The sequence below is a fragment of the Geomicrobium sp. JCM 19055 genome, assembly GCF_000698185.1.
GTDB lineage: Bacteria > Bacillota > Bacilli > Bacillales > Marinococcaceae > Geomicrobium_A > Geomicrobium_A sediminis.
The window spans coordinates 14,407-39,653 of the sequence record NZ_BAXL01000002.1; the positions used below are offsets into that span (position 1 = coordinate 14,407).

The 25,247-nt window shown below is 41.7% G+C and carries 29 protein-coding genes and 5 pseudogenes; 33 read left to right on the forward strand and 1 reads right to left on the reverse strand.

Features of this window, described 5'->3' with window-relative positions; translation table 11 throughout:
- The first annotated feature begins 9 nt into the window (after positions 1-9).
- The 12 genes and pseudogenes from JCM19055_RS02325 (at position 10) to JCM19055_RS02365 (ending at position 10,539) form a co-directional block, all read left to right on the forward strand.
- Complete coding sequence (locus tag JCM19055_RS02325) at positions 10-1,668, forward strand: IucA/IucC family siderophore biosynthesis protein (RefSeq protein ID WP_052365801.1); 1,659 nt, start codon at positions 10-12, stop codon at positions 1,666-1,668.
- Positions 1,637-3,106 carry an IucA/IucC family siderophore biosynthesis protein gene (locus JCM19055_RS02330; protein ID WP_052365802.1) on the forward strand — a complete coding sequence of 490 codons (1,470 nt, stop codon included), beginning with the start codon at positions 1,637-1,639 and terminating at the stop codon, positions 3,104-3,106. The genes JCM19055_RS02325 and JCM19055_RS02330 overlap by 32 nt, the downstream gene beginning before the upstream one ends.
- 11 nt (positions 3,107-3,117) lie before the next feature.
- Positions 3,118-3,432, forward strand: a pseudogene (locus JCM19055_RS22380) (ferric iron reductase); the annotation flags it as partial.
- Positions 3,414-4,199: an HpcH/HpaI aldolase/citrate lyase family protein gene (locus JCM19055_RS02335; RefSeq protein WP_081833384.1), complete on the forward strand. Its 786-nt coding sequence runs from the start codon at positions 3,414-3,416 to the stop codon at positions 4,197-4,199. The pseudogene JCM19055_RS22380 and the gene JCM19055_RS02335, both read left to right, overlap by 19 nt.
- The gene (locus tag JCM19055_RS02340; protein ID WP_265181683.1) at positions 4,192-4,995 is read left to right on the forward strand and encodes an alanine racemase; all 804 of its coding nucleotides are present in this window, start codon (positions 4,192-4,194) and stop codon (positions 4,993-4,995) included. Before JCM19055_RS02335 ends, JCM19055_RS02340 begins: the two co-directional genes overlap by 8 nt.
- 46 nt (positions 4,996-5,041) lie before the next feature.
- The gene (locus tag JCM19055_RS28070; RefSeq protein ID WP_265181684.1) at positions 5,042-5,419 is read left to right on the forward strand and encodes a hypothetical protein; all 378 of its coding nucleotides are present in this window, start codon (positions 5,042-5,044) and stop codon (positions 5,417-5,419) included.
- Complete coding sequence (locus tag JCM19055_RS02345) at positions 5,420-6,640, forward strand: IucA/IucC family protein (protein ID WP_052365804.1); 1,221 nt, start codon at positions 5,420-5,422, stop codon at positions 6,638-6,640.
- Positions 6,624-7,187 (forward strand): IucA/IucC family C-terminal-domain containing protein, encoded by a 564-nt coding sequence (locus JCM19055_RS22385; RefSeq protein WP_052365805.1) that lies wholly within the window; start codon positions 6,624-6,626, stop codon positions 7,185-7,187. The genes JCM19055_RS02345 and JCM19055_RS22385 overlap by 17 nt, the downstream gene beginning before the upstream one ends.
- 12 nt (positions 7,188-7,199) lie before the next feature.
- Entirely contained in the window at positions 7,200-7,802 is a 603-nt protein-coding gene (locus JCM19055_RS02350; protein ID WP_042358361.1) for an RraA family protein, read from the forward strand.
- Positions 7,803-8,056: 254 nt separating this feature from the next.
- A pseudogene (locus JCM19055_RS02355) lies at positions 8,057-8,823 on the forward strand (ABC transporter ATP-binding protein).
- A gap of 11 nt (positions 8,824-8,834) precedes the next feature.
- Positions 8,835-9,719 (forward strand): ABC transporter substrate-binding protein, encoded by an 885-nt coding sequence (locus tag JCM19055_RS02360; RefSeq protein WP_265181685.1) that lies wholly within the window; start codon positions 8,835-8,837, stop codon positions 9,717-9,719.
- A gap of 68 nt (positions 9,720-9,787) precedes the next feature.
- Positions 9,788-10,539: pseudogene (locus tag JCM19055_RS02365) on the forward strand (ABC transporter permease).
- Positions 10,540-10,587: 48 nt separating this feature from the next.
- On the opposite strand, the gene JCM19055_RS02370 reads toward JCM19055_RS02365, so the two are convergent.
- The gene (locus tag JCM19055_RS02370) at positions 10,588-10,977 is read right to left on the reverse strand and encodes a helix-turn-helix domain-containing protein (protein WP_042358362.1); all 390 of its coding nucleotides are present in this window, start codon (positions 10,975-10,977) and stop codon (positions 10,588-10,590) included.
- 109 nt (positions 10,978-11,086) lie between these two features.
- On the opposite strand from JCM19055_RS02370, the gene JCM19055_RS02375 reads away from it, so the two are divergent.
- From JCM19055_RS02375 to JCM19055_RS31080, 21 genes and pseudogenes are all read left to right on the forward strand, one after another.
- The gene (locus JCM19055_RS02375; protein ID WP_042358363.1) at positions 11,087-11,602 is read left to right on the forward strand and encodes a DUF4242 domain-containing protein; all 516 of its coding nucleotides are present in this window, start codon (positions 11,087-11,089) and stop codon (positions 11,600-11,602) included.
- Between the two features lie 18 nt (positions 11,603-11,620).
- Complete coding sequence (locus tag JCM19055_RS28075) at positions 11,621-11,878, forward strand: hypothetical protein (RefSeq protein WP_052365806.1); 258 nt, start codon at positions 11,621-11,623, stop codon at positions 11,876-11,878.
- Positions 11,879-11,906: 28 nt separating this feature from the next.
- Positions 11,907-12,146, forward strand: coding sequence for an acyl-CoA/acyl-ACP dehydrogenase (locus JCM19055_RS28080; protein WP_052365807.1), 240 nt, complete (start codon positions 11,907-11,909; stop codon positions 12,144-12,146).
- A 65-nt stretch (positions 12,147-12,211) separates the two neighbouring features.
- Complete coding sequence (locus tag JCM19055_RS28085; protein ID WP_265181686.1) at positions 12,212-12,679, forward strand: hypothetical protein; 468 nt, start codon at positions 12,212-12,214, stop codon at positions 12,677-12,679.
- A 227-nt stretch (positions 12,680-12,906) separates the two neighbouring features.
- Complete coding sequence (locus JCM19055_RS22405; RefSeq protein WP_052365809.1) at positions 12,907-14,712, forward strand: transcription antiterminator; 1,806 nt, start codon at positions 12,907-12,909, stop codon at positions 14,710-14,712.
- Entirely contained in the window at positions 14,663-14,989 is a 327-nt protein-coding gene (locus tag JCM19055_RS02385) for a PTS sugar transporter subunit IIA (RefSeq protein WP_052365810.1), read from the forward strand. The genes JCM19055_RS22405 and JCM19055_RS02385 overlap by 50 nt, the downstream gene beginning before the upstream one ends.
- Position 14,990: 1 nt before the next feature.
- A complete protein-coding gene (locus JCM19055_RS02390) occupies positions 14,991-15,257 on the forward strand; it encodes a PTS sugar transporter subunit IIB (RefSeq protein ID WP_042358364.1) in 267 nt (88 codons plus the stop codon).
- Positions 15,258-15,276: 19 nt separating this feature from the next.
- Positions 15,277-16,627, forward strand: a pseudogene (locus JCM19055_RS02395) (PTS ascorbate transporter subunit IIC).
- A gap of 110 nt (positions 16,628-16,737) precedes the next feature.
- On the forward strand, positions 16,738-17,109 hold the full coding sequence (locus JCM19055_RS02400; RefSeq protein WP_042358365.1) for a metalloregulator ArsR/SmtB family transcription factor: 372 nt from the start codon (positions 16,738-16,740) through the stop codon (positions 17,107-17,109).
- Positions 17,110-17,292: 183 nt separating this feature from the next.
- Positions 17,293-17,460, forward strand: coding sequence for a hypothetical protein (locus JCM19055_RS26920; protein WP_193745268.1), 168 nt, complete (start codon positions 17,293-17,295; stop codon positions 17,458-17,460).
- Positions 17,444-17,890, forward strand: coding sequence for an SCO family protein (locus JCM19055_RS02405; RefSeq protein WP_052365811.1), 447 nt, complete (start codon positions 17,444-17,446; stop codon positions 17,888-17,890). The genes JCM19055_RS26920 and JCM19055_RS02405 overlap by 17 nt, the downstream gene beginning before the upstream one ends.
- A 30-nt stretch (positions 17,891-17,920) precedes the next feature.
- Entirely contained in the window at positions 17,921-18,565 is a 645-nt protein-coding gene (locus JCM19055_RS02410) for a thioredoxin domain-containing protein (protein ID WP_042358366.1), read from the forward strand.
- Between the two features lie 161 nt (positions 18,566-18,726).
- Positions 18,727-19,149: a disulfide oxidoreductase gene (locus JCM19055_RS02415; protein WP_152549707.1), complete on the forward strand. Its 423-nt coding sequence runs from the start codon at positions 18,727-18,729 to the stop codon at positions 19,147-19,149.
- A 220-nt stretch (positions 19,150-19,369) separates the two neighbouring features.
- Positions 19,370-21,496: pseudogene (locus JCM19055_RS02425) on the forward strand (heavy metal translocating P-type ATPase).
- A gap of 170 nt (positions 21,497-21,666) precedes the next feature.
- On the forward strand, positions 21,667-22,230 hold the full coding sequence (gene resA, locus JCM19055_RS02430; protein ID WP_265181687.1) for a thiol-disulfide oxidoreductase ResA: 564 nt from the start codon (positions 21,667-21,669) through the stop codon (positions 22,228-22,230).
- A 56-nt stretch (positions 22,231-22,286) separates the two neighbouring features.
- Positions 22,287-22,673 (forward strand): response regulator transcription factor, encoded by a 387-nt coding sequence (locus JCM19055_RS28090; protein WP_042358543.1) that lies wholly within the window; start codon positions 22,287-22,289, stop codon positions 22,671-22,673.
- 17 nt (positions 22,674-22,690) lie between these two features.
- Positions 22,691-22,981: a winged helix-turn-helix domain-containing protein gene (locus JCM19055_RS28095; RefSeq protein WP_042358368.1), complete on the forward strand. Its 291-nt coding sequence runs from the start codon at positions 22,691-22,693 to the stop codon at positions 22,979-22,981.
- Complete coding sequence (locus JCM19055_RS22415; protein WP_052365812.1) at positions 22,978-23,496, forward strand: hypothetical protein; 519 nt, start codon at positions 22,978-22,980, stop codon at positions 23,494-23,496. The genes JCM19055_RS28095 and JCM19055_RS22415 overlap by 4 nt, the downstream gene beginning before the upstream one ends.
- Positions 23,429-24,340, forward strand: a complete 912-nt coding sequence (locus JCM19055_RS02445; protein ID WP_081833386.1) for a cell wall metabolism sensor histidine kinase WalK — start codon at positions 23,429-23,431, stop codon at positions 24,338-24,340. The genes JCM19055_RS22415 and JCM19055_RS02445 overlap by 68 nt, the downstream gene beginning before the upstream one ends.
- A complete protein-coding gene (locus tag JCM19055_RS02450) occupies positions 24,337-24,570 on the forward strand; it encodes a hypothetical protein (RefSeq protein ID WP_042358369.1) in 234 nt (77 codons plus the stop codon). The genes JCM19055_RS02445 and JCM19055_RS02450 overlap by 4 nt, the downstream gene beginning before the upstream one ends.
- A 124-nt stretch (positions 24,571-24,694) precedes the next feature.
- Positions 24,695-25,162 carry a cytochrome c biogenesis CcdA family protein gene (locus JCM19055_RS31080; RefSeq protein ID WP_370542955.1) on the forward strand — a complete coding sequence of 156 codons (468 nt, stop codon included), beginning with the start codon at positions 24,695-24,697 and terminating at the stop codon, positions 25,160-25,162.
- Positions 25,163-25,247 lie beyond the last annotated feature (85 nt).

Below are 25,247 nucleotides of genomic sequence, written 5' to 3' on the forward strand. Positions count from 1 at the left end.
GAGATAACGATGAATCGTAATCCATGGACGTATGCAGATGAACATACGTGTAAGACATTGCTTAATTGTTACCTAAGAGAATGTGAAGGCACGTTCATTTATAAAGAAGAGGATCACTCCTATGAAATTCCATTTCCATCTAGTCGAGCAACAATCACTGGGAAACTAACGTATTACTCGGCAATGGGAGAACATGAATATCAGAGCTACTTCATCAGACAACAACGAATCGATTATATGGATATCGCTTCTTTAATCGTAAAAGAATTAGAATCAAGCCATTCGACACTCTCACAAACTGAGAAAATGATATTCCAAAAAAAAGTAAGCAATAGCTTTCATAAACTCCACATTTTCCTTAGTCAAATGAACGATCGACCGGTACGTGACTACATTAGCTCAGAACAATCTCTCATTCACGGTCATCCATTTCATCCTTTTCCGAAAAACCGCGAAGGGTTTTACGCCGATGAGATTAACCGCTACAGTCCAGAATGTCATACAGCGTTTCAGCTTGGTTATGTGGCAGTGAAAGAAGAAGCCTATGTAGAAAAGTGGGTACACGAAAGGATTCAATTTCCAGAACAGTTGATGGTAGAGGTGAAACGACGCTTAGGTGATGACGATGAGTGCTACCGGCTGTTGCCGATGCATCCATGGCAGTATGAACACGTTCAACGTGTACCTGAGATTAAAGCGGCAATAGTTAAGGGTACGCTACGATTTCTAGGGAAGTTCGGGCCGATGGCACATCCTACATCTTCAGTTCGAACAGTGTATGTGCCTGAGATGACGTGCAATTTGAAATTGCCGTTAGATGTGCAAATTACGAATTTGAAACGTAACAACACTGTGGAGCAGATGAGGCGAACACTTCAAGCAACGAAGTATTTAATCGACAATGAGTGTTTCTCGAACGAACCGTATACGCAAATTTCATATGAAACAGCGACAGCATCCTGTCACTTTAATGATGAAAAGTTAAAATCATTGTTCACGTATGCATACCGACCCGTAAACTTTGATACGAGTCGGACAGTAATAGCATCCAGCTTAGTGGAGTGGAACCCGTCGACGGACTGTTACCAATTGGAACAAGTTGTCGGGCGAAAGGATATTGAAGAATGGTTTGAACGGTATTTAGAGATTTCATTAGTGCCCATTGTTCGCTTAGTTGAGGATCAGGGTGTGCACTTTGAAGCCCATTTGCAAAATTGTCTTGTCACATTGGACGAGGGGCTGCCAATTCAATTCATCATTCGCGACCTTGAAGGGGTTAGTGTTGAGCGGGACAAAGCAACAAACGATGATGACGATATTGAGCATTCTTATTTGTTTTATTCGACCCAAGCAGCAAGGGAGAGAACGATTTATTATTTCTTCGTTAACCATCTAGGATCTTTAATACATGTTATTGCGCAACTGTGTAACGTGTCCGAGCAGAAGATTTGGCAACGGGTCGATGACGTGTTGGAAAGAGAATATGTGCAGACGAACAATCAATTTGTAAAAGAGATCCGTGAATCAGAATCATTTATTGCGAAGACGAACATGGTTAGCTGTTTATTGAGTAAAGGAGAAACGCCATCATTTGTGCGTGTCAACAATGTGATGCACGCCACACGGAGGGATTTAGATGTACCAAAACAACCTGTTGAAATCCAATAACCGTAACCTTCCAGAAGAAGTAAGAGACCGAATCATGCGCCAAACGTTAGAAGCTCTATTGTTTGAAGGGATTTTATCGTATGCGCATACGGATGGCGATTGGGCTGTTTACGGAGAAAACGAAGAAGAGTCGAAGGTCATCTATACGTTTAAGGCTACCAAGAAGCATTCCTTTCACCGGATTAAAATCGACCCTTACTCGATTAAACGCAACGACGGACCGTGTGAGAATTTGTTTGAGTTTCTTGAAGAGTTGTTGCTAAATCAATTCCATGAGAACCAAGCGTTGCCATTCATCCGGGAGTTGCTTGAAACGTATGCAAAGGATGCACAAGCGTTACGAGTACAGCAAGAACCTCAACGAGTAAATTCACTTTCCTTTGATGATATTGAAAGTCTTCTTATCGAAGGGCATCCGTATCATCCGAGTTATAAATCACGAATGGGGTTTTCATTAGAAGATAATGAACGTTACGGGCCCGAATTTCATCAATCGATTTTCCCGTATTGGCTTGCAGTACACCATGATAACGTTAAAGCAACGAAGCTCGCTACAGTTGAGTGGCAAGAACTTTTGGATGAGCACCTTCCTATAGAGGACCAGCAGCAATTTATAAAGCAAATCGAAGATTCAGGACAAGCACCTGAAGAGATGTATTGGATTCCTGTCCATCCGTGGCAATGGGAGAACGATTTACAACCAAAGTTTCTTCAAGCGATGGAAAATTATAGCGTCGTGTTATTAGGTCGTTCATCGGTTCCTTACCAAGCCCAACAATCCCTACGTTCGTTAACGAATAGTAATTATTCTGAGTCGACGTATCTAAAACTTCCATTAAACATCACCAATACTTCATCCAGCCGAATATTAGCGAGCCACACCATCCAAAACGCCGCAAAGATTAGTGAATGGCTGCATTCCATCATTGATGAGGACACGTACTTTGAAGATGATTCATTCAACATTTTGCGTGAGGTCGCAGGGACTGCTTTCGAATATACAAAAGCGACTCAACTTGAACAAAAGCAACTATACGGGAACTTAGGTGTGATCTATCGAGAAAATATAAACAGCTATGTGAATGAGAATGAACGCGCATTACCATTAAATGCGGTCACTCACATTCAGAAGAATGGGGTGCCGATCATTCAAGCATTTATTGATCAATATGGAGCGAAAAGGTGGCTGAACCGACTAATAGAGGTCGTCTCGAAACCATTAATGCATTTGCTTTATAAGCATGGCATTGCGCTCGAGTCTCATGCCCAGAACTTGATCGTCATAATAGAAGATGGCTGGCCAAAGCGAGTCGTTGCGAAAGATTTGCATGACGGGGTTCGTTTTGTTCCAAACTCCCGTTTTAGTCCGAAGAATCGACCTGAGCTAATTTCTGAGCCTGAAGCTCATAAAAAAAAGTTAACCGTTATTCATTCCTAGAAGCTGATGCATTTTCCGATGTACGAGATTATTTCTACGATGCGTTTTACTTTATCTGCATGACAGAAATCGCGTTCTTCTTTGAACGGTATGAGATTGGTGAAGAAGCGTTTTGGAAGATGTGTACGGACGCCATTCTAGACTATCAACAGGAAGTGAATCTCGACCAAGAACGCTGTGAAGCCTTCGACCTCTTCGGCGAAGACATTAACATTGAACAAATGACAAAGCGTCGTTTGTTTGGAGATGGTCAATTGTACTTTGCAAGGGTAGAGAATCCACTTCTAACAGCAAGGAGGCGGGTAGAGTGCGAACCAATCTCTTAAAGCAGAAGATTGCCCGTAACGAAAAGGTGTTTGGCATGTTCGTGTCTACCCCGCACCCTACGATGGTTGAGTTGCTCGGCTATGCAGAATTTGATTTTGTCATTATTGATCATGAGCATGCTTCAAGTAGCAAAGAAATGATCGAGAACATGATTCGTGCTGCAGAGGTGACAGGAACGACTCCTCTCGTTCGCTTAGCCGAAGTCAACCGTCAAGATATTTTGAAAGTACTAGATGCGGGTGCGGCGGGGATCGTCATTGCAAATGTAAAGACACAAGAAGAGATCGAACAAGCGGCTCAACATACGTTCTATCACCCTAAGGGAATGAGAAGTCTGAATAGTGGTCGCCCTGGTCAGTTCGGCAAGCAATCTTTAACGGAATATATTGCAACAGCCAATGAAGAACTGATGCTCATACCGATGATTGAAAGTATCGAAGGCATTGAGCAGAGAGATGCGATTGTAGCGTGCTCATCTATTGATTTTGTGTTAGAAGGTACGGCTGATCTATCCCAATCGTTACACGTACCGTGGCAGCTTGATCATCCAGATGTAGAAGATCATGTAGAGCAACTTTTTGAATCTACGAAACGAGCAAACATTCCTTATGCGATCGTTTCCAGAAATGAAGCCCAACATCAGCAGTGGAGTGAAAAAGGTGTATCGATCTTCGTTCTTGGAGATGAACGAGGAAATGCTTTTCGAGCCTATCAAGCAAAACTGAACCACTATCGTTCGTTAGCGAGGGAAGAATCCAATGAATAGGGAAATCCAGCAGTTAGTTACACAGTATAGAGAAGCGTGTCATCAACCATTGTGTGCGTACGTCTATGATCTTGATAGGTTAGCACAAGAAGCTCGAAACATGGTCAAGCTGTTGCCAAAAGATACAAATCTATTCTATGCGATTAAGGCCAACCCTGATGAACGAATCCTTGGGGCGTTGTTGCCTTATGTGTCAGGATTTGAGGTCGCTTCAATTGGTGAATTAAAGAAAGTTCGAAACGTCTCATCAGACGTTCCCGTTCTCTTTGGCGGTCCGAGTAAGAAGGAATACGAATTGCGAGGGGCGTTACGTGCGGGAGTGACGTACATTCATATTGAGAGTACGTTGGAGTTACAACGGTTATTGCTGATCGCCAATGAATTACAGACCTCAGCGCAAGTTCTATTGAGAATTAACTTGAAATATGATGACCTCCCAACGACGAACGTAACGATGGCAGGTGAACCGTCTCCTTTTGGGATGGAAGAAGAAGAAATTGAACGTGCGTTACATTTAGTCTCGCAACAAGAGTTGGTTCAAATATGTGGCTTTCACTTTCACTCGATATCGAATAATCTGCGTGAAGATTTGCACGTAGCGATGATTGAGCATTATGTAGATAAAGTGGAAGAGTGGCAATCCGTGTATGGGCTTGATGTTAACGTTCTTAATTGTGGAGGTGGATTTGGCGTCTCGTATGATGAGAATCCGAGCTTTGATTGGGAGAAGTTTATCGCGGCTTTAAAGTCTAGTGGTGTTCTCGATCGTGTGAAAGGCAAGCAATTGTTTTTTTGAACCTGGAAGAAGAATCGTAGCCAATAGTGGCTATTATGTTACTGAAGTGAACGACCTAAAACAGTCTCAGCAAGAACACTTCGCCATTCTGCGTGGTGGGACGCACCATCAACGTCTGCCCGCATCTTGGGGACATAATCATCCCTTTAAGATTATCCCAATTGAAGAATGGCCGTACCCGTTCTCGCGCCCGACAGTAACAGAAGAGCGAGTGAACATCGTTGGTGAGCTCTGTTCTCCGAAAGACCGATTGCATTCCCAGGCCGAGGTGACTCAACTTCGGGTCGGAGATTTGGTCGTATTTCTCCAATCAGGAGCTTACAGTTGGACAATTTCCCACCATCAATTTCTAGGGCACGATCAACCGGCATTTCTTTATTATCGTGACAAGCAGTTTCAGTCTATCTCAAGGAGCGATCATTAAATGGCACCTACATTAAACGTTATTAACGCTGAGACATTGATTATTCAGGATTTAATTCAGGCATTAAGAAATGAAGGGTTTTTCCCGTTAGATCAGGAACTTCCTTTGCTACGAGATGCACGTCCAGAAATTCAACGTTTGTTCGGTGTTGAAGAAGAAACCGTTGTATATGAACATGATCTTTGTTTTCTATTAGAAAGACGTGCCGGTAATGAATTGGTCTGGAAACTTGGTAGTCCCATTTATAGACGAGAACAACAAGGTTGGACTTTGTTAAAAACAGCAGCAGAGATTGCACGATCAACCTTCGACATGAATCAGGTTGGTGCAAGGAAGTTAATTGAGAGTATCGAAACGTCAATTCATCAGCTACAGTTAAGCATTGATCATCTTAATAAACAAGAAAACAAAGAACTGAGTCATGCTTACGATTGGTTTATTGAAAGTGAACGAGTAGCATCTTATCGCGATCGTCCCTTTCATCCTACAGCGAAGGCGAAAATCGGCTTCACCGATCAACAGTACAAAGAGTATATGGCAGAATTCGAGTGCGCGATGCAGTTGTATTGGGTCGCAGTGAAAAGAGATGCGATGGTAACGGGCGAGACGTCTTTAACGCCAATAGATGGTCTTCCCCTAGAAGAACAAAAGATGTTAGAAGAAGAATTAGAGAGCAAGGGGCTTACTTCAAAGGACTACACACTCATGCCCGTGCACCCGTGGCAAATGGACGTCATCATGAAATCAACGTTTGAACAAGAAATCAAAGAAGGCGTCATTGTTCTTTTGGAAACGAGAGCTGGAGATTATGTAGCCACGTCGTCCCTTCGTTCATTAGCAACAAAAGAACCGTCACCAATGATGTTGAAATTACCCGTTAGTGTCACATCATTAGGCGCTTCCCGCTATCTACCTGTCGTGAAACTACTAAATGGCGGCTCAGGTGAGCGATTATTAAGGCAAGCAATTGAATGCGATGATGTCCTAAAAGAGAAAGTCTACCTATGTGATGAGCGTCATTGGTGGGGGTATATGCCTGAATCGAAAGGGTGGTTTGATGAACAACCGAGACATCTAGCTGCGCAACAACGATTCTACCCAGAAGAACTAATGAAAGAACCATATCGATTGATCACAATGTCAGCACTTGGTGCTGGGGTTGCAAGTGAAGGCTTCTTGAAACAATTACTAGGTGATCTAGACGTTGAGACGTTTTTTTGATGAGCTTGTTGAATTGTTCTATACCGTGGTCATGCGATTGTTCAAAATTGGTGTCGTTCCAGAGATTCACGGTCAGAACTGTTGTATCGTCGTAAAACATGGTAAGCCCGTTGCTCTCTTATTCCGTGATCACGATTCTGTACGATTGCATCCACCTTATACCGAGCGTTACGGACTTGAAGACCCTAACTATCGAATCAGACCGGGCTATTCAAACAGCTTATACAATAACACGGTCGACGATTTACTATTTTACGTACAAACATTAGGTACTGAAGTTAATATTCGCTCAGTGATTGAGACCTTTGCACAGACGTTTGGGGTCACAGAAGAAGAGCTATGGCTCGTAACGAAACAAAGGTGGCAACAAGCATTAAAGGCAGTTGGTTTCTCGGAATTTGAAGAACAGCGGTTGCATGTAAAGTTATTTGAAGCGGATCATTGGCCTGTAAAACAAATTCTAAAACCGTTGCTTGATGTTGACGGAGTACCAGGAGCAATGCCTCCGGGAAAGGTCAAGGAAACAATCCGTTTAAGCGCATTTTAGGAGGCGTCTAGAATGATTCGAATCGTTGATAAGAAAATGAAATATACGAATGAGACGATGGAATTGATGCAACCATTACACACGTCAACCATTGGTCATTTCACCGATTTTGGATTCGTTAACGATCTTAAGACCACGCACCCTGGTAACAGAATTAGCGGCACAGCCGTCACCGTAAAGCTTTCAAATGGTGACGGGAAACCAATCACAGAAGCGCTAAACGAGACGGAAGCAGGAGATATCCTAATTATTGATACGTCAGGCAACAAAACGCACGCGTGCTGGGGAGAGTTTCGTTCCTTACAAGCATTGGCTGCGAAGGTTTCTGGAGTGATTATTAACGGAGCGATCACCGATCTCGACACGTTATGGCAAGTGAACCTTCCTGTTTATTATGAAACGGTCTCAGCGAAAACGACGAAACCGTTAAATCTAGAAGCAGAGATCCACGGTCTCGTTAGTGTAGGTGGCGTTGTTTTTGAGTCAGGCGATTACGTCATTGCCGATGCGGATGGGATTTATAAATTTAACCCATTGGATTACGAGGAAATTATCGCAAAAGCACAGGAAAAAGAACAGCGAGAAGAAGTCAGAAGACGCACGTTTCAAGTGTGAGCTTCAGATGATCGAGATTCGTCGGACCGAGTCATCTCGTATGTGGCATTTTGAAATTGTATGTTGGGATTTTTAATACTTCCCTTCAATCCTGAAGCAAAAATCAACATACAACGCGAAAGCAGCTGTTTTCTAACAGCTGCTTTTTTAGTGGAAAAATATTGGTTGTTTTTTTGTTACTAAGTATATTAAACTAACTTAAAACATAGTAAACAACTTTGTATTATCAAAATTAACTGGATTTAGGTGATGACATGTCTGCGCTCGTACAAGTGAAAGAGATGAGCAAATCGTTCCATGACAACGAAGTATTGTCAGAGATTTCTTTATCCATAGAAAAGGGTGAATTCGTCTCGATCCTCGGTGAAAGTGGCTGTGGGAAGAGTACGTTACTGAACGTCATTGGGGGATTTGAGGCTCCGACGTCTGGGCATGTACTGATGGATCAAGTTCCTATTGAGAAGCCAACGAGACGTGCAATTATGCTCTTTCAACATTATGGTCTTTTGCCTTGGCGTACTGTGAAGAAGAATGTGGAGTTTGCATTAGAACCGACCATCTCATCTGCAACCGAGCGAACGAAAAGAGCAAATGAATACATTCAATTAGTTGGTCTTGAAGCGGTGCCAATCAGTTTCCTGCGGAATTATCTGGTGGGATGCAGCAACGTGTCGCCATTGCTCGCGCGCTTGCGATTCAACCTGAGCTGATTCTAATGGATGAACCGTTTGCTGCGCTTGATACGTTCAATCGCTATTATCTTCAAGATGAACTTTTACGCATTCAACAACAAGAACAAACGACCGTAGCGCTCGTTACACATGACATTGATGAAGCCGTCTATTTGTCCGATCGTATTATCATTATGGATCGTAATCCAGGGAGAATCAAAAAGACGATCGCCATCACGCTTCCTCGACCGAGAGATCGTAGCCATGGAGATTTTCATTATTTTAGAAAATTGATTTTTGATACGTTTCATTTTGGAAGAAACGAACTTGATTCTGACTATCACATTTAACGTAAGGAGGAATGATGGTGCATCGTCAAGTGAAAGCGATCAGTGCAAGTGTATTACTCATTGCGGCAATGGTGATTACAGGTTGTCAGCAACGAGAGGCGGCAGCTGATTCAACGATTAAAGTCGGGTATTTGCCAATCACTCATGCAGCACCTCTTTACATTGCAAATGAGAACCAAGAACAATTTATGCAAGACGGAGATATTGAATTAATACGTTTTGGTACGTGGATCGATTTAATGGATGCGTTGAACAGCGGCAGAATTGATGGGGCTTCCGTATTGTTTCCTTTAGCTATGAAAGCTCATGAAAAAGGAATTGATATTAAAGCGACCGCACTAGGACATGAAGATGGAAACGCAGTGATTGCTGGTCCGAACATTGAACAAGTAGAAGATCTAAAAGGTGAAACGGTCGCCATCCCTCATACGCTTTCTACTCATAATTTGTTATTAGATGAAATGTTAGAGAACGCTGGCATGAACTACAGTGACGTGAATGTCGTAGAGATGCCACCAGCTGAGATGCCGGCAGCGTTATCAGAAGGAAGAATTGAAAGTTACATTGTTGCAGAACCATTCGGAGCGATTGGCGTGACGTTAGACGTGGGGCATGTGTTGTATCAATCAAATGATCTTTGGCCAGGGTGCCTCTGTTGTGCAATGGTCTTTAGACAAAGTTTCTTGGAAGATCGTCCTGAGTTATCGAAGCAATTTATGGAAGGTTACGCGCATGCTGGAGAGCATGCTGAATATGATCTTGATGCACATATGAACTACTTGAACGTCGATGAAGAGGCGTTATCGCTATCACTAGAGTGGATTTCTTATGAAAATCTGAATATCAATCGTGAAGATTATGAGTATATGAGAGAACGAGTATTGGAATTAGGTTGATGGAAGAGCCACCAACGTACGACGAGTTCGTCGATACGTCATTACTTGAGGAGATCCAAAGGTAGCTTATGAGAAAAATACTAAATGTCATGATTGCGTTCATTGTTCTTATTGTCATTTGGCAATCGGTGATTTGGATTGGCGGGTATGAAGAAGCGCTATTACCTTCGCCACTAAGTGTTGCGAGTGGCATTGTTGAGATGGTCATTACGGGAACGATTTTCGAGCACATCGGTATTAGCTTGTATCGTTTCTTTATGGGTTACGGCTCAGCAGTGATCGTCGCAATCGTCCTTGGTTTAATCTTAGGGCGTTCACCGAAACTATGGGGAGTTGTCGATCCGATTGTTCAAGTCTTGCGCCCTGTGGCACCGGTCGCGTGGACACCTTTTATCGTCTTGTGGTTTGGGATTGGGAATATGCCAGCGATTGTTATTATTTTTATTGCTGCTTTTTTTCCCGGTGTTGCTCGCAACCGTTTCAGCAGTGAAAAAGGTCGATAACACGTACTTGAAATTAGCGGAAAATTTAGAAGTGAAACAACCAGCTTTAATGTACAAAGTCATTCTTCCAGCTGCATTCCCAGGAATTGCGAGCGGATTGCACCTTGCTGTTGGTACGGCTTGGATCTTTCTCGTTGCAGGGGAGATGGTAGGCGCAATCGGGATTGGGCTACCTTATTATTGATGCAAGAAATGCGCTTGATCTTGATTTGGTGTTAGCTGGAATCTTCTTTATTGGCGTTCTTGGGTTATCAATTGATAAGTTACTTGGATTGTTTGAATCATGGGTAGGCAAACAGTGGGGATTTAACCGTTAGGTTTGACGCTCAAACGGGATTACAGATAAATGTTCCTGGGGAATTCTTTCACCTGTTTTTTTGGTCATAATAACCGATCTCCACGTCGTTGCCAGTTTCTGAATTGATGAGGGCTTTATAACACGTATCAAGGTGTTCACGTCCCCATAAAAGAAGGGCATGAAAGACCGGTTCAAAATCTCTACTTTTCTCGGTCAGTGCGTATTGGTAGCGAGGTGGATGCTTACTATAAAGCTCTGAAACGACCATGCCTTGTTGTTCTAAAGCTTTGAGGCGAGTCGATAATAAATTTGCTGAGATGGTCTCCAGATTGTGCTTAATATCATTAAATGTCGTATTGCCGACAAGAATTTCATGAATGATTAAAAGTGTCCAACGATCACCGACGATGTTGAGCGTTTGTGCAATGTTACACGGTAATGGATAGCGTTCTTTCATCACGTTTCCTCCTTTAATATCGTAAGTATAACACAGAGATTACTAAGTTGATTTTTTTAACCTAGTATACTAAAATAACCTAAATAATCAAAAAGGAGTGACGAATACAATGGCATTGTTTTTAGTCGAAGCAACATTAACAGATGCAAGCGAGCAAGCTGCTGTAGAGCGCGCGGTCGATACACTTAAACTTGGGGATGCAACACTTATTGAGGTGCAAGTAGCAAGTGATTATAAGAAAGTGTATGTCATTATTGAAGCCTCAAAGGAAGCGGATGTAAGTCCAGCATTTAGTGAAAGTGTATTTACTGTACAAGAAGTAAAAGAAGTGAGAATTGTAGGTCAGGACTTAGAGGATGTTCGAAAAACGGCAGGCAAAATTAACTATTTGGTTGAATGGAACTTCCCAGCAGATCTTACGATGGAGCAATATTTGGAACGTAAGAAGAAGAATTCTGTACACTACGCAGAAGTGCCTGAAGTTGAATTCCAACGTACGTATGTGTGTGAAGATATGACAAAGTGTCTTTGTTTCTATGATGCTCCTGACGACGATGCGGTTAAACGCGCAAGAGAAGCAGTAAAAGCACCAGTGAGTTCCATTACTAAACTTTCAAGAGACTAGGATTAGGAGGAGAAGTATATGCTTGAACAATGGCTGAAAACAGAGTTAAAACCTCTCGCACAAGAGATTGATTTAGAAGGGTTTTATCCGAAACAAATTTTACAAGGCCTTGGTGAACAAGGGTGCTTCTCCTCTTCGAATCAACAATCGTATTTGCAGTCGGTACAACAAGAAGTGGATACTGTACGTCTTGTATCGAAGTATTGTATGACAACGGGCTTCATTACGTGGTGTCATTTAGCAGCCGTTACGTATGTAAGGCATACAAAAAAATGAATCATTGAAAAAGAGATTGCTGGCTTCCTTGGAAAGTGGAAAGGTCCTCGGGGGAACGGGTCTTTCAAACCCAATGAAAAATTATGCAAACCTTGAGCCACTCCATCTAAAAGCACGAAAGGTCGATGGAGGATATGAAGTAAAAGGGACGCTACCATCCGTGTCGAATCTGGGTGAAGATCACTGGTTCGGGGCGGTTGCTAACGTAGAAAATGAAAATCGTAACGTGATGATTTTGTGGAATGTCGTGGAGAGAGACTCGATCTAAAAGAGAAAAAAAGATTATGTTGGCATTAATGGTAGTGCAACGTATGCTGTTCGTTTTTTTTGGACTTGTTCGTTCCGACAGAGCAAGTATTAGCTGAAGACGCGGATGCGTTCATTAAAACGATTCGTCCCTATTTCCTTGTGTATCAAATTCCCCTCGGTTTTGGTGTCATCGAGGCATCCATTGCTTCAAGCGAAAGTGCGCTAAAGAAGCAAAACGGTTGCAATGCTTATATGGAAGAGCAACCAGATCAAGTTAAACGGGATTTGGCACATCAACAAGAACGACTTGCAGAGCAATTCAAAAACGAGCCCCTCATTTGGGAATCATTGTTGCCGATTCGTAAAGCAAGTGCTGAAGAAGCTGTGAAAGCAGCACACATGACAATGCTTCATGTTGGAGGGCCCGCCTATTTAAGGAAAAGTCATCCGGCAAGACGTCTGAGAGAAGCGTACTTTCTTGTGAACTTAACACCGACAATTCGGCATTTAGATAAGATGATCCAGATCACTTCTAATGAAGCGATAAACTAGGACGTTACCGAGGTCATAGACCTCGGTAATGTCCTTTTTTGTTTTGAGCGGTAGTTGCATAAAGAATGGGTGAAATCTATGATAAAACAATTAAGAGTATAGTTTTGCAAAATTCAAATGTACAGTTATTGCATGTCAAAACCTCTTAACAGCTGGAATAGACTGATATATACTCCGAGTAGGTTATGGAGGAAGTGCAAAATTGTATTGTGCAAGGGGCGTACGCTGTGGTTTTAGATCAACGAAGAATTGCCATATTGTCTTACCTTAGCCGTGCAACAACGACGGTATCCATACCTGAACTAGCAAACGCTTTAGGTGTGTCGAAACGCACACTTTATTATGATTTTAATGAGATTGACCACTGGCTCATGCATCATCACTTATCACCGATTCAAAGGAATTATAACAAAGGCTTATTTCTTGAAACGTTGACAAAGGAACGCTTACCTTCTTTGTTAACACTCAAGAGACAATGGGATTATCGGTTCACTCAGGTGGAGCGACATTACGTAATTAGTGCTTACGTATTGCTTAAAAATGGGTTCGTGTCTTCAAACGAATTGAGTGAACTCGTTCAAGTGAGCCGGGGCACGCTGTTCAAAGATTTAGCAGTCGTTACTGAGAAACTTGACGCGTTTGACGTTTCCTTGAACTACTCGAAACAAAATGGATATGAACTGAAAGGGTCTGACCAATCATTATGGCGTGTGATTCATCAACTCATTCAAATTGTGATTGAAAATGAACATGATGAAGTTATACAAATGTTATTGAATCAGTGTAATCAAGACGTTGATGATGCTGAAGTCATGATTCGAGAAGAGATTGGTAAGCTTGAGCAACAGCTTGACCTTTCATTTAATGAGCAAGTGACGTTGTCTCTCTTGCTACACATACTGATGCTATACAAGCGACCGTTAAATAACCTTTGGGTTGATCGAGAAGAACAAGAAGTGTTGTTGCAATCACAAGCTTTTGGAGCGGTTGATCAACTAAATGAACGCCTATCAAGTAAGGGCTTCAGACGATTTACTCGTCTCGAATGTGTTGTCTTAACGATTAGAATTCTCGGTTCTCGTGTAACCGATGGCTCAGCGTCATTCACTAAAGATGAGCGCTCTGATATTGACGTCGTAACAACGGAGATTATTGAGCAATTCGAGGCTCATAGTGGCGTTCGTTTTCGTGAAAAGGAACGTCTACAAAAGAACCTGGTCGCACACATTAAGCCTGCTTATTATCGACTAAAGTACAACGAGCCGTTAGATCATCGATATTTGCCATTAATTGAGCATCAATTAAAAGAAGTCTACACCCTAACAGAACAAGCGCTAGAACCATTGGAGCGTTATGTGAATCGCACAATTCCGAGTGAAGAAGTTGCACTCATTGCGATGCATTTTGGCGGATGGATCCATCGGAAGGTTGACCGAAGATCGAAAGCGTATCGCGCTGTAGTGGTTTGTGAAAACGGAATCGCAGCATCTTCAATGCTTTTTGCGCAACTAGAAGGGTTATTACCTGACGTTGAGATTCTAGACTTCTTACCCGTTCGTACGTTTTCGGAGTATGAAAAAGACATTGATTTTGCCTTTTCAACAACGTACATCCACGCTTCCATTGTGCCAATTATTTATGTTCCGGCGATACTTGGTGATTCAGAGAAAGCACACGTATTACGAGAGATGCAACGGTTTATGGATCCAGACCGAGTGAAGCAATCAGATTTTGAAAGTGTAATCGGCATCATTGAGCAACATGCAACGATTCATAATCAAGACGCGTTAAGGCGCCAGATTGAACCGTATTTTCGTCCAACAAGATCAAGACTTGAGGTGCACAAACCGATGCTACACGAATTAGTAACCGAAGACATGATTACTGTGAGATCAAGCGTCACGTCATGGCAAGAGTCCATTCAAATTGCCGCCGAACCATTACTAGAGAAAAAAATACATTCATCAAGAGTACATCGATGCAATGATCGCAAATGTCGTGACGAACGGTCCGTACATTGTCATTGCACCTAATATAGCAATGCCTCATGCCCGCCCTGAAGAAGGTGTCGTTCAGCTTGGTATGAGTATCCTAAAAACTGACGAGCCGGTTCACTTCTCAGAAGAAGAAAAGCATGATGCTCGAATTATCATTGTGCTTGCGGCCGTTGATAATGAAACGCACCTTAAAGCACTTTCGCAACTTTCAGAGTTGCTCTCTGAAGAAGAGAATACAAAAGAAATTCTAGCGAGTACGACCACATCAGAAATTGCACACGTGATTCAAAACCATAACAAAGGGGAGTTTTAACATGAAAAAAGTATTAGTAGTTTGTGGAAATGGATTAGGAAGTTCAATGATTGTCGAAATGAATGCCAAAAGCATTCTAAAAGATTTACAAAAGGAAGCCGATGTCTCCCACACGGATTTAACGACGGCTAAGACGGAACAAGCTGACTTGTATATTGGTTCCGATGACATCGTCAACAACTTACAAGACGGTTCACGACATGTCGTTGGGTTGAAGAACTTACTCGACAAAAATGAATTACGAGAAGTGCTTGATCAAAATTTATAAGTAGTGGAGGTCACAGACAATGATTGATTTCATCATGAACGATCTCTTAGGGACACCAGAACTTCTCGTTGGGCTTTTTGCACTGATCGGTTTATTGGCTCAACGAAAAGCGATCGCAGATGTTGTATCAGGTACGTTAAAAACCGTGCTCGGCTTCGTTATTCTAGGGGCCGGTGCGATGGTAATCGTCCAATCCCTTGATCAATTTAGCGCAATGTTTAACCATGCTTTTAATGTAAACGGCGTCATTCCGAATAATGAAGTGATTGTGGCAATTGCACAAGATGCGTTTGGAACAGAAACGGCGATGATCATGCTTTTCGGAATGGTTGCAACATTCTGTTTGCTCGGATTACCCCATTTAAGTATATCTTTTTAACTGGACATCATATTATGTTTATGGCTTGTTTGATTGCGGTAATTTTGACGACAGCAGGAATGGGTGGCGTACCGATGGTGGCCCTCGGTGCCATTATCTTAGGTTCACTAATGGTACTACTTCCAGCGATGCTTCAACCTTATACGAGAGAGATTACAGGGTCCGATGATATTGCGGTCGGTCACTTTGGCTCATTCGGTTACTATGCATCTGCTTCCATTGGAAAGTGGTTTGGTAACAAAGAAAAGACGACCGAAGATATTAAAGTACCAAAGTCACTCGGATTCCTTCGTGATACGACCGTAGCCGTATCGTTAACGATGGTTATTCTCTTCGTAGTTGTCGCCTTCTTTACAGGAAGCACATTTATTGAATCAGAACTAAGTGGCGGTCAAAACTTCCTCGTGTTCTCACTCATGCAAGGACTTACATTTGCTGCAGGTGTGTACATCATCTTAGCCGGGGTTCGCATGTTACTCGGAGAAATTGTACCCGCGTTTAAAGGGATTGCCGATAAAATTGTCCCGAATGCAAAACCAGCACTTGATGCACCAGCCGTATTTCCATTTGCGAATAACGCTGTAATTATCGGTTTCTTGTTCAGCTTCGCGGCAGGTTTGATTAGTATGATGTTCTTGCCACTCTTTGGATTGGCTGTGATCGTACCAGGTCTTGTCCCGCATTTCTTTACAGGTGCAGCAGCCGGCGTATTCGGTAATGCAACGGGCGGTCGAGTGGTGCAATTATTGGTGCCATGGTCAACGGAGTGTTAATCAGCTTCTTACCTGCGTTACTTTTACCAGTACTCGGTGATTTAGGGTTCCAAAGCACGACGTTCGGTGATTCAGATTTCGGTGTCATCGGGATTGCATTAGGGGTACTTAGCCAACAAATTACCTCGACTATTCTCTTTGCACTCGCAATTCTTCTGATCCTTGCAGCCTTTTTCTTCCTCGGGTGGAAAACAAGGAAAGAACCGAGTAAATCATAATCAAAAGCTAGGCCCAGTGCCTAGCTTTTTGTTATGATGAATTGACATGAGCTTATGTTCACCATACACTAATAATCTAATAGTCGTTTGTTTGTGATGGAGGTGGGAAGATGCAAGCACGAGTAACAGAGCCGACTACTTGTGATGTATTTTGTTACGATGAAGAAAAGGTTGAGCGTATATCAAAGGTTGTAGAGAAGCAGTCCTTTTTAAGTGCTGTAGATATTTTTAAAGCACTAGCTGATCAGACGCGTCTGAAAATCGCCTTTACACTTACACAAGAAAACGAATTGTGTGTGTGTGACGTTGCCAATATTATTGGTACAACTAATGCAACGGCGTCTCATCATTTAAGGCATCTTCGGAATTTACGGTTGGCTAAAAGTCGCAAAGAAGGTAAGCTCGTCTTTTATTCGTTAGACGATCCACACGTCACAGCGTTAATTTCTGTTGCGATGCAACATGCTCAAGAAGAGCAGTAACGAGAGGGTTTGGTTTTTATAAGAGAAGGTACCGAATAGGTGCCTTCTTGTTTGTGTTGGTTAAAGATTGTCATCGTTTAGACAATGTTTACTCACACGATCTCCTTTAAACCTTGGTAAACTGGGCGTCGTTTGGTAACTTGTTTGTGGAAACGTATAGAAAGATTAGTGGAGGTGATATGAATGAAGAGTGTTTTAATGACTGCAGGCGTAACGATCGGTTTTATCGTTTTAACAGCGTGTACGCAACAAGATACAACAGCTGTTGAAGGAATAACCGATATAGAAGAAGCGAACTGGGAAGTGGAGCCTTTTGAATATATAGATCACAACAATGAGCTTCGGACTTGAGGATTTAGAAGATGGCTATTGGATCGCGAATTTCATCTTTACACGTTGTCCGACCGTATGCAATACGATGACACCGAATATGGTGAACCTTCAAGATGCAGTTCTTGAAGAAGACATCGATGTTACATTTGTATCGTTCACAGTTGATCCAAACTACGACCAACCTGAGGTGTTACGCGAATATGCATCGAGGTACGGGGTGAACGCTGATTATTGGACATTTCTGACGGGATACGATGATGAAGAGATCCAATCGTTCTCAGAGGGAAGCTTCCGTCAAGAAATGCGTGACGACCCCGAAGGCAATAATATTATTCACGGAGTTAACTTTTTCTTAATCACGGATGAACATGAAATTATTCGACTTTATGATGGTCTGAATACACCTATTGAAGATGTGGTTGCAGACTTACAAGAGATTGGGCTATAAACGGTTGAGAAGTTATGAGGGGAGACAAACATGAAACGTTTAGTGATCACAACGGTAGCTATAGGGGTTGCTGTTATTGCAGCATTCTTTTTTTTGATGCCTGAAGAGGAAAAACAAGTCATAGATGAGATTGATCGCTCAGACCAGCCCTATCTAGGTGATGAGGAAGCACCGGTTTCAATTATCGAGTTTGGCGATTATAAATGTCCGGCATGTAAAGTCTGGGATGAAACAGTTTTTCAACAATTAAAAGGAGATTATATTGAAGGGGGATTAGCGAACTTAACGTTCATTAATACTCCATTTCATGGTGCTGAATCTATACTTGCGAGCTATGCCAGTGAGTCTGTATGGGACAATCATCCAGAAGCCTTTTGGGAGTTTCATGAAGCGCTTTATCATGCACAACCTGAGGCAGCTCACCACGATGAAGAATGGGTAACAATTGAAGAGTTGTTGAGAATTGCCTCTGAAGACGTAGAACAAACCATTGATGTAGAGCAATTGGAAGTTGATATTAGAGAAGGCAACTACGAAGACGAGGTAAATCATGACATAAATCTTGTGAATGAGCACGATGTTCAACTTACGCCTACGATTGTAATAAATGGCGTAATGATTGAAGATCCGTTTGATTATGACAGGATTGTAGAAGAAATAGAAAAGCACCTCTAATTCATGCAAAAGACACCGTACGGTGTCTTTTTGTTATGAAAAACGGAAAGCGATTATAACAGAGCATGATGGTTCAAAAAGGTGTCACCGTTCCTCCTTGGTAGCTACACGTAAAGCGTGTACCGTTTGGAAGTACAACAAATGAAAAGGGGAACGTGTCGGTGAAAAAGATAAGTTCATCAAGTTTACTCATTTATATCGCATGGATTGTTTCAGTCGTTGCAATGTTAGGAAGTTTGTATTTTAGTGAGATTAAAGGATTTGTACCATGTGATATGTGTTGGTATCAAAGAATCGTCATGTATCCATTTGTAATCTTATTGGGCGTTGCCTCTTTTAAAGAAGATCAAAAAATATATGTGTATACATTGCCTTTATCCATACTAGGAACGTGTCTGTCTTTTTACCATTACCTCATGCAAAAAGTACCGAACTTTGCTCCTGTTACTCCATGTTCTGAAGGTGTTCCATGCTCAATGCAATACATTAACTGGTTTGGGTTTATTACGATACCGTTCTTAGCATTTGTGGCGTTTCTGATCATTACGATCTTAATGGTTATGTTACTGAAAAATAGTAGATAGGACGCATTCAACACACGTAATGTTACGTGTGTTTTTTTATAATTAAAAACTGCCAATGATTGAAACAATAATTAAAAACAGATTGACACATTCAAACGGTGGTAATAATATAATAATCAAATGAACGTTTGAATGAATGGTGAGTACGGATGATTTGTTGTGTAGGAATTACTGATGCGTCAATAACGTTTACACACGATTGCAAGACATAGTGGGGGGAATGAAGGTGGATCAAAATCGTAAGCACGTATATCGAGTTGAAGGATTTTCGTGTGCAGGCTGTGCTGGGACTTTTGAAAAGAACGTAAAGCAGATCAAGACTGTACAAGATGCAGAAGTGAATTTTCCAGCAGCGAAGATTACTGTCTATGGCGAAGCTTCGATTCAACAGTTAGAAAAAGCAGGTGCATTTGAAGGTCTGAAAGTGCGTGGAGAAGATGACGAACTACCAGAATCAAAGAAGTCATCTTCTTTCATCCTGAACTATTGGAATGTTTTATTAGGGGTCTTCTTCTTTACGATTGGTGTAAGGAGCGTTGTGACTTTTGGGGAAGAACATCTGGCTTCCGTTCTTTCTTTTTTTGTTAGCCATCATAATTAGTGGGTATTCATTATTCAAAGTTGGTTTTAAGAACTTAATTCATTTTCGTTTTGATATGAAAACATTAATGACTGTAGCGATTATTGGCGCTGCATTGATTGGTGAGTGGGCAGAAGGTGCTCTTGTTGTCCTGCTTTTTGCTGTTAGTGAGCAGTTAGAGCGATTCTCTATGGACAAAGCTCGTCAGAGTATTCGTTCATTAATGGGGATTGCACCGCGAAAAGCATACATTAGGCGGAATCAAGAAGAAATGCTCGTACATGTTAAAGACATTGTTGTTGGCGATACAATGTTAGTGAAACCAGGTGAAAAGTTAGCAATGGATGGCAATGTCATTAAAGGACATTCCTCAATTAACCAAGCAGCGATCACTGGAGAATCACTTCCAGTTGAGAAGCGAGAAGGTGATGCGGTTTATGCAGGTACGTTAAATACCGAAGGCTACTTAGAAGTTGAAGTTTCAAAAGTCGTGAAAGATACCACTTTAGCCAAAATTATTCACCTCGTTGAAGAGGCGCAGGCAAAACGTGCACCTTCACAAAGTTTCATTGATCGATTTGCGAAATATTACACACCAGCAATCATGGTCGTTGCATTGCTCGTCGCCACATTTCCTCCACTCATTCTCGGAGCGAGTTGGGAGATGTGGATTTATCAGGGGTTAGCGGTACTAGTCGTTGGTTGTCCGTGTGCACTTGTCATCTCTACACCGGTTGCGATTGTTACAGCAATCGGAAATGCCGCTAAACAAGGTGTATTAATCAAAGGCGGAGTATATCTTGAAGAAGTTGGCAGATTACAAGCCATTGCATTTGATAAGACAGGAACGTTGACGAATGGACGTCCGGTAGTAACGGATTTTAAAAACTTTACGGATCAATCGGACAGTGATGTGTTAGCTAAGGTTGCGGCAATTGAGCAAAGTCTCAGCATCCACTGGCTGGAGCCATTCTTGCAAAAGCAGCTGAGCAGCAAGTGCCATACAAACAGTTAGAAGTAAATGACTTTCAGGCAATGACGGGTAAAGGTGTTCGAGGAGAGATCGCCGGAGAAGAAATTTGGATTGGAAATCGCCAGCTTTTTGAAGACCTACATGTAGGCATTGCAGACGATGAAATTGAACGTATAGAATGGCTTCAAGAAAAAGGAAATACTGTTATGATTGTCGGTAATAGTCAAAGGACGTTAGCATTGCTCGCTGTCGCCGATCAAGTGAGAGAGAAGAGCATTCATGTTCTTAGTCGTTTGAAAGAGCTAGGGATTCAGCATACGTTCATGCTAACTGGTGACCATCGAGTTACTGCACGCGCAATCGGTCAAGAGCTTGGAGTAGATGAGGTTAAGGCAGAGCTTATGCCAGAAGATAAGCTAACAGCTGTGCAGCAGTTACGTACGTCGTATACACGAGTTGGGATGGTTGGAGACGGTGTCAACGATGCGCCTGCGTTGGCGGCATCGAATGTAGGTTTCGCGATGGGAAGTGCGGGGACAGACACAGCTCTTGAAACGGCTGATGTAGCATTGATGGGCGATGATTTAGATAAGATTCCTTATACAGTCTCATTAAGTAGAAGGGCACTGACGATTATTAAGCAGAATATCGCACTATCGTTAGGGCTTAAAGCGATTGCATTATTATTAGTGATCCCAGGTTGGTTAACGTTATGGATTGCCATACTCGCAGATATGGGGGCAACATTGTTAGTGACCTTGAACAGTTTACGGTTATTAAAAGTTAAGAAATAGAGAAAGAACGGTCATTTACCGTTCTTTCTCTATTTAGACGGTTCATGTCGCTGTGACAAACTGGTCACTCTTTCTCCATAAGAAATTCACAATACTCCTGTATAGTAAGTGATGATTATAATACATAGAAGTTATGGTTAATGTGCGTCACAAAAAAAGGGGTGAACAAGTTGTCAGATCGTGCGAAACGAAAACAGCGACGGCTGATTATGCGTACAACGATTCTATCAATCATTGCCCTAAGCATTGGGTATGTATTTTATACGAATTTCATTCAAGCTGATACGAACCGTGTTGAAGTCGGGGATCGAGCGCCTAACTTTGCATTAATGAATATGGACGGTGAGAAGGTAGAGTTAGACGATTATCGAGGGGAAGGCGTTTTTCTTAACTTTTGGGGGACATATTGTCCACCATGTGAAGAGGAAATGCCTTACATGGAGAATCAATATCAACTGTATGAAGATGAAGATATAGAAATATTAGCGGTCAATGTAGGAGAAAATGAGGTGACCGTTGACCGTTTTGTAAATCGATACCAATTAACTTTTCCAATATTGTTGGACCAAAACCGTGATGTACTAAATGCCTATGGGGTAAATTTATTACCGGCAACATTTCTAATCGATGAGCAAGGGGAAGTCATTAAACGGTACATTGGTGGAATGAGTGAACAGAATGTCATTGATTTTATGGAGCTAATCAACCCTGCGCCTAATGAAGATGGCGGTTAAGGTGTTCAATTGTCCGGTATCGTAAAACAATGATGTGAAAGAGAAGAGGTCTGAGGATGCCCAGGATTCTAATTGTTGATGATGAACAACAAATGAGAGACTTAATCAGCCTATATTTAAAGCATGGAAACTATGATGTTGACCAAGCCTCTTCTGGCTTAGAGGCCATTGATAAAGTACAGATGAATGATTTTGACTTATTAATCGTTGATGTTATGATGCCAGACCTTGACGGCTTCGATGTTTGTGCATTTGTTGCCGAAGCAGGTTACAATACCAAAATCATGATGTTAACCGCTCGTGCAGAAATCGAAGACCGTGTAAAAGGATTGAATTTAGGAGCTGATGATTACCTTACAAAACCGTTTGCTCCGGAAGAGTTTATCGCGCGGGTAAATGCTTTAACACGTAGGATCGTAATGTTGCTTCCCCACACTCGTTAAAAGTCAATGATGAGTTAATGATCTATCCATCAGCGAGAGAAGTTTGGGTGAAGCAACAACGGGTTGAGCTGACTTCAAAAGAATTTGATTTGTTAACGTTGTTCGTTAGAAATACGACGCAAATCTATACAAGGGAACTACTAATGAACCTTCTAGGAAACAATGAAGAGCATTATGAGCGACGCACCATTGATACACACGTTAAGAATATTCGTCTCAAGTTAAGTCAAGCTCTTCTCTCTTTTGATCCCATAAAAACGGTTCGAGGGGTAGGTTATGGATTTAGGCAACCTGGGGCTAAGTCATGAACTCCATTTCATTTAAATTAGGAGCATTAATTCTGTCTCTATTTGTCATTGTATTCATTCCTCTAGGATTTGTTATGGCTCAGATTTTTCAAAGTTATAGTTATGCACATTTAACGGAAGAGACAAATGAATTGGCATTGATGTATGGAAACTATATTGAGCAGTCTGAAAACACTTCAATAGAGCTTTTACTTTCAGTAACTGGAGAAGATACGTCAAGAGAAGTACTAATTTTGAATCGTCATGGAGAGACGTTACATGCTACGAGTGACATAAACCTTTCTCAAGTAATTTCAGGACAAGCCGAAGAACAATGGTTTACTGATAAAGAGACAAACCGACATTATTTTTATGCTACCCAATCCTTTGACACAGTAGATGGACCGATGAATGTTTATGTGCTTACCCCTACAAATATGATGGGTTCAGCATTTACACAATTAAATAGTGCTCTTATTTTTTTCGGGCATAGGTGCATTATTACTTGCGGTTGCTTTTACGTTCATTCTCTCTAGAAAGTTTTCTGAGCCATTGCAAGAGATGGAGCGTGTCTCAAGACAAATGGCTAAAGGCGAATTGAATGTAAGAGTTCCTATAGTAAGTACAGATGAAGTAGGGAATTTAGCAACGTCATTAAATGACTTGGCAGAAGATTTATCGCGGTATCAAACAAATCGGAAAGAGTTTCTTGCCAACATATCGCATGAGTTGCGAACACCTCTTTCTTATTTGAAAGGCTATATCTATGCTTTGAAAACAAAGATGTATGAGACTGAAGAAGAATACGATAAAATGCTGACTATTCTTGATGATGAAACGGAAAGGATGCATCAATTAATTGATGATCTTCATGAATTATCAATGATGGAATCAGCTCAATTTTCTTTAAAGTTGGAGAGAATAGACCCGAATCTAGCTGTTACTCAAGCAGTAGAGAGAATTGAAAGGGAAGCTTTAGCTAAACAATTGTCAGTGACTACATCTTTTTCTAACTCTAGTTGGATTTTGGGAGATTCTGTACGCTTTAACCAAATGATGCTCAATCTCCTTCACAATGCTGTTAGCTATACTCATTCTGGTTCTATTCAAGTGGAAGTAACTGAATCAGATCGGCAAGTCCAAGTCATTGTAACTGATACGGGAATCGGAATTGCTGAAGGAGATTTACCTTTTGTATTCGAACGGTTTTACCGTGCGGAGAAATCACGTAAGAGAAGCTTCGGGGGTTCGGGGCTAGGACTAGCGATTACGAAGCAGCTAACAACATTAATGTCTGGAACGATTACGGTTACTAGTGTCGTCAACGAAGGAACTTGCTTTACTCTAACATTCCCAAAGGCACAGGAGGTTGAAGAATGAAGCGAAAAGAATGGGTGATCTTCATACTCTTGTTGCTTTTAGGCATCCATTTCCTCGCAATGTCGATGTGGATGTTCCAAGGAGAACAAGTACATAGCACATATTTCGATTACTTTATGTCGGTCTGTTTATGGATTTGTTTACCTATGCTTATACTTTTCACAATTTATGCGATTGGAATCGTGATCTATACCGTCATTAAAAGAAGTCGAATTCGAAGTAGGGGATAGCAATGAATGAAGTTTCATTAGGGGTCGCGTTTTTAGCGGGCTTGTTGTCATTTTTTTTCACCGTGTGTGTTTCCGTTGTTACCGGCATACTTGTCGCAATTAACGGGACAAAATGTAAAGGACGGTGCTATTAAAGCAGCTAAAAAAAGTCATTTTGTTCCGCAGCATTGGGTTTGTATTAGGGTTCACAATTGTGTTTATTATGCTAGGGGCATCTTCTACGCTATTAGGCTCGTTGTTTGCACAATATGGTACAGCTTTGCAACAACTCGGTGGTATCGTCGTCATTTTGTTCGGATTGCACATGTCAGGTGTTTTACCGATCACAGTGTTGTTTAGAGAGAAGCGAATTGCAAAACCACCAAAAACCATTTCAAGCTTTACAGGCTCAATAGGTTTTGGTGTGGTGTTCGGCGCAGGATGGACACCTTGTGTTGGCGTTGTTCTCGGATCAATTTTGGCATTGGCTGCAGATAGTGGGACACTTTGGGTCGGCACAAGTATGTTGTTCTTGTATTCTATGGGTCTTGGAATACCATTTATTGCAATATCATTATTCTTTGCGCAATCCTTCAACGTGTCGGGAGATTAAATCGCTATTTACCTACGATTCATAAGATAAGTGGTTGGATGATGATTGTATTAGGTGTGCTTTTGTTTAGCGGTTATTTTGAACG

Bases quoted from the DNA above. Each gene is read 5' to 3' on its own strand.
- JCM19055_RS02350 (WP_042358361.1), top strand. From the start codon at position 7,200: ATGATTCGAATCGTTGATAAGAAAATGAAATATACGAATGAGACGATG.
- JCM19055_RS02410 (WP_042358366.1), top strand. From the start codon at position 17,921: ATGAAACGTTTAGTGATCACAACGGTAGCTATAGGGGTTGCTGTTATT.
- JCM19055_RS02400 (WP_042358365.1), top strand. From the start codon at position 16,738: ATGCAAGCACGAGTAACAGAGCCGACTACTTGTGATGTATTTTGTTAC.
- JCM19055_RS02385 (WP_052365810.1), top strand. From the start codon at position 14,663: ATGATCGCAAATGTCGTGACGAACGGTCCGTACATTGTCATTGCACCT.
- JCM19055_RS02330 (WP_052365802.1), top strand. From the start codon at position 1,637: ATGTACCAAAACAACCTGTTGAAATCCAATAACCGTAACCTTCCAGAA.
- JCM19055_RS26920 (WP_193745268.1), top strand. From the start codon at position 17,293: ATGAAGAGTGTTTTAATGACTGCAGGCGTAACGATCGGTTTTATCGTT.
- JCM19055_RS28095 (WP_042358368.1), top strand. From the start codon at position 22,691: ATGATCTATCCATCAGCGAGAGAAGTTTGGGTGAAGCAACAACGGGTT.
- JCM19055_RS02375 (WP_042358363.1), top strand. From the start codon at position 11,087: ATGGCATTGTTTTTAGTCGAAGCAACATTAACAGATGCAAGCGAGCAA.
- JCM19055_RS02370 (WP_042358362.1), bottom strand. From the start codon at position 10,977: ATGAAAGAACGCTATCCATTACCGTGTAACATTGCACAAACGCTCAAC.
- JCM19055_RS02360 (WP_265181685.1), top strand. From the start codon at position 8,835: ATGATGGTGCATCGTCAAGTGAAAGCGATCAGTGCAAGTGTATTACTC.
- JCM19055_RS02390 (WP_042358364.1), top strand. From the start codon at position 14,991: ATGAAAAAAGTATTAGTAGTTTGTGGAAATGGATTAGGAAGTTCAATG.
- JCM19055_RS02405 (WP_052365811.1), top strand. From the start codon at position 17,444: ATGAGCTTCGGACTTGAGGATTTAGAAGATGGCTATTGGATCGCGAAT.
- JCM19055_RS02345 (WP_052365804.1), top strand. From the start codon at position 5,420: ATGGCACCTACATTAAACGTTATTAACGCTGAGACATTGATTATTCAG.
- JCM19055_RS02325 (WP_052365801.1), top strand. From the start codon at position 10: ATGAATCGTAATCCATGGACGTATGCAGATGAACATACGTGTAAGACA.
- JCM19055_RS02340 (WP_265181683.1), top strand. From the start codon at position 4,192: ATGAATAGGGAAATCCAGCAGTTAGTTACACAGTATAGAGAAGCGTGT.
- JCM19055_RS22415 (WP_052365812.1), top strand. From the start codon at position 22,978: ATGAACTCCATTTCATTTAAATTAGGAGCATTAATTCTGTCTCTATTT.
- JCM19055_RS02450 (WP_042358369.1), top strand. From the start codon at position 24,337: ATGAAGCGAAAAGAATGGGTGATCTTCATACTCTTGTTGCTTTTAGGC.
- JCM19055_RS28090 (WP_042358543.1), top strand. From the start codon at position 22,287: ATGCCCAGGATTCTAATTGTTGATGATGAACAACAAATGAGAGACTTA.
- JCM19055_RS28075 (WP_052365806.1), top strand. From the start codon at position 11,621: ATGCTTGAACAATGGCTGAAAACAGAGTTAAAACCTCTCGCACAAGAG.